General features: G+C 47.1%; 8 protein-coding genes. 6 read left to right on the top strand and 2 right to left on the bottom strand.

The features are described from left to right. Positions 1-315 precede the first annotated feature (315 nt). The 5 genes from C3B51_RS12490 (at position 316) to C3B51_RS12510 (ending at position 4,483) form a co-directional block, all read left to right on the top strand. Complete coding sequence (locus C3B51_RS12490; RefSeq protein ID WP_130245238.1) at positions 316-2,073, top strand: CocE/NonD family hydrolase; 1,758 nt, start codon at positions 316-318, stop codon at positions 2,071-2,073. 190 nt (positions 2,074-2,263) lie between these two features. Continuing rightward, positions 2,264-2,644, top strand: a complete 381-nt coding sequence (locus C3B51_RS12495) for a RidA family protein (RefSeq protein WP_046006010.1) — start codon at positions 2,264-2,266, stop codon at positions 2,642-2,644. 51 nt (positions 2,645-2,695) lie between these two features. After that, on the top strand, positions 2,696-3,319 hold the full coding sequence (locus tag C3B51_RS12500; protein WP_130245239.1) for a LysE family translocator: 624 nt from the start codon (positions 2,696-2,698) through the stop codon (positions 3,317-3,319). Positions 3,320-3,376: 57 nt separating this feature from the next. Beyond that, positions 3,377-3,862 (top strand): hypothetical protein, encoded by a 486-nt coding sequence (locus C3B51_RS12505; RefSeq protein WP_130245240.1) that lies wholly within the window; start codon positions 3,377-3,379, stop codon positions 3,860-3,862. 201 nt (positions 3,863-4,063) lie between these two features. Continuing rightward, positions 4,064-4,483, top strand: coding sequence for a hypothetical protein (locus C3B51_RS12510; RefSeq protein ID WP_130245241.1), 420 nt, complete (start codon positions 4,064-4,066; stop codon positions 4,481-4,483). Positions 4,484-4,630: 147 nt separating this feature from the next. Here the strand turns inward: C3B51_RS12510 and C3B51_RS12515 are convergent, their stop codons facing one another. Further along, complete coding sequence (locus C3B51_RS12515; RefSeq protein WP_125719279.1) at positions 4,631-5,287, bottom strand: VC0807 family protein; 657 nt, start codon at positions 5,285-5,287, stop codon at positions 4,631-4,633. A gap of 184 nt (positions 5,288-5,471) precedes the next feature. Further along, positions 5,472-7,010 (bottom strand): choice-of-anchor A family protein, encoded by a 1,539-nt coding sequence (locus tag C3B51_RS12520; RefSeq protein ID WP_130245242.1) that lies wholly within the window; start codon positions 7,008-7,010, stop codon positions 5,472-5,474. 362 nt (positions 7,011-7,372) lie between these two features. Here C3B51_RS12520 and C3B51_RS12525 point away from each other — a divergent pair, with 362 nt between their 5' ends. Continuing rightward, the gene (locus C3B51_RS12525) at positions 7,373-8,428 is read left to right on the top strand and encodes an acyltransferase family protein (protein ID WP_130245243.1); all 1,056 of its coding nucleotides are present in this window, start codon (positions 7,373-7,375) and stop codon (positions 8,426-8,428) included. Positions 8,429-8,559: the final 131 nt, after the last annotated feature.

Below are 8,559 nucleotides of genomic sequence, written 5' to 3' on the forward strand. Positions count from 1 at the left end.
TGAGGTGTTTGTGGCTTGTAAAACCCTGGCGAAAGGTTTTACTTCACTAAGTTAGCTGACCAGTCAGGTTTCTGGTCTTGTTACCATTTTTGCAGGGAACCTATCCAAAGTCAGAGGGGTTCAAGGAAATATGCGCGTGAGCGTTTTATTCGACGAAACCAATCGGGCTTAGCTGTGTTCTTTATTAACCCCATATTTTCCTCGCGTGTTAGCCGTTAGAGCCTGTGTTTTGTCTGAGCTTTCCGTTTTTAGTTACAAATCGTGTGTTATAACGTAGCATTGATGCTTGGCAAATAGTAACCAAGGAAGCGCGATATGAAAACGATTAACAGCCACCTGGCCATGTTGCTCTGCACTGTGGTCAGTGGTCACGTGATGGCAAAGGAGTTGGTGAAACCCATAACTATCCCCATGTCTGACGGTACATTATTGAGCGGTACAGTATTTTTGCCCAATATTGATAACGCCATACCAATTAAGGCATCACCCGTTGTGGTACAGATCACGCCGTATGGGCGAGAGGAAGCCAAGAAGCGGGGGCAGTTTTTCAGTAATCATGGTTATGTATTTGTCTCAGTTGATAGTCGCGGAAGGGGCACCTCTCAAGGCCACTTTACGCCGTTTGTTGATGATGGAAAAGACGGCTACGATATTGTCGAGTGGCTTGCAAAGCAGCCGTTTAGTAATGGACAGGTGGCCACTTTAGGTGGGTCTTATCGTGGCTTTACACAATGGGCAATGCAAAAGTTTTCACCTCCATCGCTGAAGTCCATGATTGCGATTGCACCGGTATATCCTGGTAAGGATTTCCCTTTCAGAAATAACATCTTTGCGAACTACACTATGTCCTGGTTAAACATGGTCTCAAAAGCAGGTAAGGGAGCTGCATATGGCGGTGAGCAATGGAACACACTCTACCTCAAACAGAAAAATGAGGGGTTAGCGTTTGCAGATCTGGAAAAGCTGGTGGGCAATCAATCAACGGTATATAAAACCTGGTTACAGCATCCAAGCTATGATGATTATTGGCGCGAATTTGTGCCAGCTGCGGCAGATTACAAAGCCATCAATTTTCCCATTTTGTCTGTGACGGGTCATTATGACGGCGATCAGTACGGTACCCTTAGTTATTACAAGCACCACCAAAAGTGGGGAGATTCAGCGGTATTCGACCAGCATTACCTGCTTATCGGCCCGTGGGATCACAGTGGCACGCGTTATCCAGAAGCTACTCTGGGCGACTTGGCACTGGGAGAGCCTAGTATATTGGATATGAATCAGGTTTATCTCGACTGGTTTGACTGGACGTTAAAGGGCAAACCTAAACCAATATATCTTCAGGGGAAGATTAGTCACTATATGCAAAAGTCGGGCAACTGGTATACCAGCGAGCAGCTGGAGCAGGGGAACTGGCACACACTTTATTTCACCTACAATGAGCTATCGGATAATCCTAATGTGTTTGTCAAAGAGGCCCATCGGCGCTCTCAGTATGTATACGATCCGATGATAAAAGAATCGGCCCCTATTGAATTTGATCTCAGTGCAGAAATGCCGCTAAGCCCGAACAATGGCGATCAGCTTAACTTTGACAGCGCCGCGCTTAAAGCAGATTTGGTGCTGTCTGGTCAGATACAGGCAGAGCTGTGGCTCAGTATTGATGTGCCAGATACTGATTTCCACGCCAGAGTGTTTGAAGTATGCCCGCAAACGAAGCCGCTTTTGTTGGCGTTTGCAATAAAGCGCGCCAGATATAGCTCTGGTCTGCAAAATCAGTCGGTTGCTACCTCTGAACAACCGTTTAGGCTAGCTATGAACGACTTCAATTATGTGAGCAGGGTGCTATCTAAAGGCTGCAAAGTACGTTTTGTGGTTTCATCAAGTAGCTGGTATCACCAAAAACACTATAACGGGCCCGGCGCAGTTGCATACCAAACTGTAAAAGATGCCAGGGCTGCAAAAGTCACGTTATGGCATGATAATACGCACGCAAGCCAGCTACGATTGCCGGTGCTTAAATCGTTGCCGGTCTTTAACACTCAGACTTTCCCCTTATCAGACGCTGCCCAATGAAAAATGTGGGCACCTAGCAAATGTAAGGGCGCTTTTGCATTTCAATATTTTTGCCTGAGCAAAGCGTGAGTCCAAATATCGTCATTGGGCTTGAGGATAATATCATTATGTCTGACTGTGGATTATAGTAGGAAGCGGGTGTTTATAACTGATTTAAACAATGTGTTCTCTATAACTCTAAGGAAAGTAGATGCGAAAATTCATTAGTTCAGGCTCTCACCTCGAGGCGCCGATTGGCTTTTCCCGGGCAACGCGTATTGGTGATCATATTGCGGTTTCCGGCACCGCGCCGATAGACAATGGCAAAACGGTTTTTGTCGGAGATGTTTACGAGCAGACAAAATATTGCCTGACGTTGTCGCTGCGGGCCATTGAAGAGGCGGGGGGAAGTCTCAGGGATGTCATTCGCACCAGAATAATGCTCACCGATATTGCCACCTGGGAGCAAGCGGCTAAGGCGCATGGGGAGTTATTTTCCGGACAGCGCCCGGCCTGTACCTTCGTTGAAGTGAAAGGCTTTATTGATCCACAGTGGTTAGTAGAAACGGAAGTCGATGCAGTGCTATCCTAGCCAGAGCTAGTATTTAATAGTACCTGGGCTATCAATGATAAGGAGAAGCACATGCAGTTAGAAAGTTGGATAACCTTTTGCTCAATCGCGTTATTGGCGACTGCAACGCCAGGGCCCGCGGCTTTGCTGGTATCTGTGCACAGCTTAACTTTTGGTTTTAGAAAGTCGTTATGTACCGTGCTGGGCAATGTCACTGGTTTGTTTATCATGTCCGGGCTATCTGTACTTGGCTTGAGTACAATCGTGCTGCATTCTGCCGTGGCTTTTACTGTCATCAAAGTGTTGGGCGCACTCTACCTGATTTATTTAGGGGTAAAGCTGTGGCGGCATGGGCTTGGGAAGGTAGATGTGAGTGGACCTGCCAGTACCAGTGGCAATGTGCTCAGTTTATATTGCCAGGGGGTGCTGGTTGCGCTTACCAACCCTAAGGCAATCGTGTTTACCACGGCGCTTTTCCCACAGTTTATCCTTGTATCAGAGCCACTGATGGCTCAGTTTTCTGTGCTGGTGTTCAGTTTTATGTCTTTGTCGGTGCTGTGCTTGTCTAGTTATGCTTTGGCGGCGCAAAGTGTGAAAAATAAAACCCCCAAGTTGATTTCCGGCTCCTGGCTGGGAAAACTCTTTGGTTCAACCTTTATCGGGGCTGGGTGCTTTCTCGCCACAACCGCAAAGTGAGTTATAACTAACCACCCAGCGAGTTGGCTAACTTAATTATAACTATAAGAAATATAAATGAATAAGCAGTTTATCCCGCAATCATTTCAGCCGCCTGTCCGTTATGATACCGAGCATTTTCACTTTACAGTGCTGGACACCCGGGTGGCAGAGCAGGATTATGAAGCGGTGATGTCGAGCCTGCAAAGCCTGCAGGGAATTTTCGGTCCTGATTTTGACTGGCCGAGCGCGAATATGACCCTGAATGAGAGCATTGACAGCCTCAAAGTTCACAGGCACGAGTTTGATACCCGAGCGGCATTTGCCTACAGCGTTTTTGATCCCCAACAGAGCAGATGTTTGGGTTCTGTGTATATCGACCCCAGCCGCTCACCTCAGTACGACTGCGAGGTTTATTTGTGGGTTCGAGCTGATAGTCAGGCACTTGACCAAGTTTTGTATCAGAGTGTTCAAGCCTGGCTAGAGGCTGACTGGCCTTTTCATAAAGCGGCCTTTCCCGGACGTACCATTGGCTGGCAAGACTGGGCTTTACAGGTCAAGTAAAAATCATGCTCAACAGCGCCGAAAGTTATATGGCCTGCGCTATATACACTGTGACATGCCAGGTGCTTAATTGATAGTAATGAGCGCGTTTTTTACCTTAAAATGGTACGCTTTATTAAGAAAATTGGTATAAGCAAAACCAGACCTACGGGCGGCGGGTTGAGCCGGGCCACAACATTGACATCTCACAGAGGGAATCTGATGAAAACATTCACCGTTTTATTGTTAATACTACTCTCCTTTAATACCTATGCCGGGTTTAGATACTCAAATTCATCTGCTGCTGGCAGTGTCGTCGTGCCGGTTAAACTGGCTGATGAGGGGCTGTACAACTTAGTGATTGGGGTTGAGTTTATGACCCGACCTTACGACAAAAAGCCCTATGACACCGACAGCTACGAAGAGTTGATCGATCGTCTACGCATCCAGTGGCGTGAGCCAGCAATACAAACGGTACTTGAAAACCCCAATATTAAGCTGACAGAGTTAGCTGGTGTAAAAAAGGCGATGGCAGGCAAATTAGACGTGCTGATTGAGAAAACCAAGCTTAACTACGGCATTTCTAAAAATGCTGAGGTGGTTTATTCTGTCAGTCACTTTTACTTATCAAAGCCGGAATAAGCGCTTTTGTATTAGCGCATTGATTGGCTTGGCAAGCGGCCTGTTTGATATGTAATCAAAGTATCGAAAGCCTCAAATTCCAACGAAAAGGGATGCCAAATCAGGCATCCCTTCACATTGCTCACAGTTTGTCAGTTATTGCGACGCTCACTCCTGGTCGTGAAACAGATCTTCAAGTTTCAGCCCGGTGAGCTTTTTCAACGAGTTAAGCAGGTAGTAGAGCGCGATAAAAAAGACAATCATGGTGGGGACCATGATCACCGGATAACTCAGTGCGGTCATTCGGCCCAGTTCGTTATTATAGGCTTCTGTGCCCGCGGGGCTGACCACAATCATTTTTGCCAGAATATAGTTCAGAGCCGAAGACAAGAAAAACGCACTGGCAAGGATCTTAGAGGCTACCAGCTGCACCTTGGCTAATTTATCGCTGTTGCCCTTGTCAGCTAAGGCTTTTTCAATCCCTTCTATATCCATCACAGTATCGTTGAACATCAGCGTCTTCAGCAAGGGGTACTTAGTGTACTGGCTGACGATAATACCAATGCCGATAAGGCCCGGGATCAGCGCTTCTTTAATCGCTATGTACTTGGCATCCAACTCTAGCAGGCTTATCCCACCGGTGAGCAGTACCGAGACAATCCCAAGACCCGAGATAAAACTGAATTTACCGGTGTTTTTACGCTCCCACAGGCCAAACCCGAGCGGAAAAGCCAGTGCAACGACAACACCGAGTGCCGGGCCCAGATGTTGCTCACCCGAAAACTTAGTCAGGATCACCACCGGAATAATAATGTTAAAAATCATTTGGCTGAAAAAGCCGCTTTGTTTCTTATTGGACGACGACACTTTGTCCCCTGTAGTTCTAAACAACGAATGGCTTGAGTGTAAGGCAAAGCGGGTGTGCAGGGCAACTTTAGACTGAGGCGAGTATGGGGCAAAAAAGAAGCCGCATTGCGCAGCTTCTTTTTAATCTGACTGTGATTGAGGGTTAGTTACAGAAGTTCTTAACCCAGGTCAGGTCATTCACGCGGTGCGGAACATGAAATAGCTTAGTCGCTTGTGCCGTTTGCGGATCAATGGTGAAGATTGCGGCATCGGCATTAGGTTCACGGCCCGACACATACAAGGTGCCTTGTGGTGAAACAGCCAAACCAGATGCCCAGTTAATGCCATGTTTGCCGATCAGTGTCAGCTCCAGGTTTGCATCGGCGCTATACAGGGCGGTGCCTGTGAGTACGTAAAGCGTGTTGCCGTCTGCCGAGTAAGCAAGGTCACCGTTTTTGAAGTTTTCGTTTGCCGCCTTCATTTTGCCCAGCACGCGTTTTTCGCCTGTGGCTACATCGTAGTCGTAAGCATAGGTACGGCTGGTGGCTTTCAATACGTCACCCGACACATCATAGGCCAGGCGAATGATTTTGTAGCCATCAGTCACCGACTCCAGCGTTTGCGTTTGTGTTGCCAGATCATAACTGTAAATGTGCGATGCGCGGGTTTTAGCGCTTTGCTGGTCAATAAAATACAGTTTACCGTTATGAGCAGCGATATTTGATGCCGTGTTGTTCAGGTTGATCACTTTGTCGGATTTACCTGAGCGAGGGTCAATCTGGTGCACATAACCTTGTTCAGCATCGCCGTAATAGTTGATGGCATACAATCCGCCTTCGCAGACAGCGTTGTCATTAGGGAGCTGACCAATAAACGCTCCGCCACGTAGTTCCATTGAGCCTGTGAAGCTGTTTGCTACGACCGGCATAGTTGCAGTGCCATGAGGCGCTGTGATATCCGCTTTAGGTGCTAAGATCACGCCTTCAGTTTGCAGGCCTGCCAGGTTTAGCGCTGTTGCATCCGGGAAATTAAAAATGGTGCGTTGTCTGTGTGCACTTAATGTTGCGTAGCTTTTGTTGTTCAGCGGCGCAAAATTATCTCCATTGCCTGAGATATTGAATACGATGGTGGCATTGTCTGGAATACCCGAGACATCGAATGTATGGCTCGACTGCACGTCCTGACCAGACAAGTTAAATACCTGCAGCTCGCTGGTGTTGTCACCAGTCAGATAAAGGCCACCCCATTGTTTAACGGTTTCGCCTGTTTGTGGCAGTGCTGCCAGGCTCGTTGAAAGTGCCAGCATATCAGACTGAGCATCTGCAAAATCTACAGGCAGGGCAGGGGCGTTAGCAATAACCTGAGCACCGGCTTCCAAACCTAAACGCACTGCTTCACTGATTTGGGAGGTCTGACCACCGGCAATGATATTACCGACATACTGTCTGCCATTGATGTACTGAATGTCTCCGCCGGCAACCAGGTAATGGGCGTTCAGTGCACTTTGATGGCCATACCCAATAGAATAACCATTGAGGCTGACGTCATCGCCTGCGAACACGGCACCCAGTGCATTTCCTGATGTTGAATAAAAGTCATCAAAAACCAGTGCGGCATAGCCTTTATCCAGGTCGTGCTCAGATGATGCACTTACCGAAAATGCACAAGCAACCAGTGCGCTTGCGAACAGCTTTTTCTTCATTAAGTTCTCCACGAGTTAGGCCTGCACAGGTGTTAAAGTGCAGCTGCCTTGTCAAAAATTCGCCTATTCTAGTTCTTTTATACTAATTTGTCTGCACTTTTCTTTGATCTTGTACCTTATTTGTGTGTTTTTTTGGTTCTGAGCTATCCTGGGATGAATAAAAAGTGAGCGAGGTCAAAGAGCTGGAGCTGGACCTTCAAAACTGTGGTGTTGATAAATTTGCCCGGCTAGTTTGTGCAACGTATTGATGCGTATTTGTGTATAAAGTGTCTGTGTTGTTTAATCCTGTAGATCCAATACAATGCCTCAATTGGGTATAAAGTGCCCCCTAAGGACAATAACAATAATAACAGGACCTCATCATGGAGATCAGAAAACTCAATACGCTGAGAGGCCTGGCCGCCCTCATCGTCTTTTTAACGCACTTCAGTGATATCACACATTGGCTGGATGGCTTGCTGGGAGGCGGGGCAGGTGCATACGGTGTGATGTTGTTCTTTATGCTCAGCGGCTTTTTGATGTCTTACCTTTATCTGGATAAGGACTTTGGTACACACAGTGTAAAGCGCTACCTGGTGGCGCGCTTTGCTCGTGTTGTGCCGCTTTATGTGTTGGTGGTTTTTGCGTCGTATACGCTGACAAAGGCTGGCAGCGATCTGCTCTATCATATTCCCGATCATCAGGCTTTGGTCGGGCACCTTTTGTTCCTTTACGGCGACAGCGTGCTCTGGTCTATTCCACCCGAAGTTCAGTTTTATTGTTTGTTTGTGCTACTGTGGGCGCTCGCCGCGAACCGGCGTGGTTATATTTACCTGCTGATTGTCGGGGGCCTGTTGCTGCTATTTTTTACAAACTTCCCTCGTATCTATGGCTACATTTACGGTGTGCCGTATAACCAGTTCACTGTGCTGCGCAGTCTGCCTTATTTCTTTGTTGGCGTGATATGCGGGTTACATTACAAAACCCTGACCATTCCCGCATATCTGAAAAAACATCGGTTTGTGTTTGTATTGTGTTTAATTCCCCTGATGTATCCTGAATTGTCGCCCATTACGTCAGATGCTAAAACCCGCATGTGGCTCAGCTACGAGGTGCTGCTGGTTATGAGTAGTGTGTTCTTTTGTGTGGTTTTTCTGGTTCCCGACAACAATATCCTGCTGGCCAACAAGGTTGGGGACTTTCTTGGCAAGATCTCTTATTCCCTGTACTTGTTACACATGCCAGTGATCACTTTTATACATCAATTTGACTGGGCTGTTGAGGTTAAACTTATAGCTTCGTTATTGTTCAGCATTGCTATCGCATTTGTATCTTTTGTGTGTATTGAAAAGCCAGCAGCCGGCTTTGTCAGACGTTCGATTGAGGTAGGTAATTCGAAGCTACCCGTTAAAGGGTGGTCTAAAGCAGGGCGTTTGTAACCGGGTATGCCTAGAGCATTGCACAAATAGTACTACATAAGCCTTCGCAGGTTGAACACAGGCCAGCCGATTGTATTTTATACGCACCCCCTTGTATATATTATAAAAAGGGCCGCTGTTGTCGATCCTGG

This window comes from Pseudoalteromonas rubra, assembly GCF_004212645.1.
In the GTDB taxonomy this organism is placed as follows: Bacteria; Pseudomonadota; Gammaproteobacteria; order Enterobacterales; family Alteromonadaceae; genus Pseudoalteromonas; species Pseudoalteromonas rubra_G.

Bases quoted from the DNA above. Each gene is read 5' to 3' on its own strand.
- C3B51_RS12515 (WP_125719279.1), bottom strand. From the start codon at position 5,287: ATGATTTTTAACATTATTATTCCGGTGGTGATCCTGACTAAGTTTTCG.
- C3B51_RS12500 (WP_130245239.1), top strand. From the start codon at position 2,696: ATGCAGTTAGAAAGTTGGATAACCTTTTGCTCAATCGCGTTATTGGCG.
- C3B51_RS12525 (WP_130245243.1), top strand. From the start codon at position 7,373: ATGGAGATCAGAAAACTCAATACGCTGAGAGGCCTGGCCGCCCTCATC.
- C3B51_RS12505 (WP_130245240.1), top strand. From the start codon at position 3,377: ATGAATAAGCAGTTTATCCCGCAATCATTTCAGCCGCCTGTCCGTTAT.
- C3B51_RS12520 (WP_130245242.1), bottom strand. From the start codon at position 7,010: ATGAAGAAAAAGCTGTTCGCAAGCGCACTGGTTGCTTGTGCATTTTCG.
- C3B51_RS12490 (WP_130245238.1), top strand. From the start codon at position 316: ATGAAAACGATTAACAGCCACCTGGCCATGTTGCTCTGCACTGTGGTC.
- C3B51_RS12510 (WP_130245241.1), top strand. From the start codon at position 4,064: ATGAAAACATTCACCGTTTTATTGTTAATACTACTCTCCTTTAATACC.
- C3B51_RS12495 (WP_046006010.1), top strand. From the start codon at position 2,264: ATGCGAAAATTCATTAGTTCAGGCTCTCACCTCGAGGCGCCGATTGGC.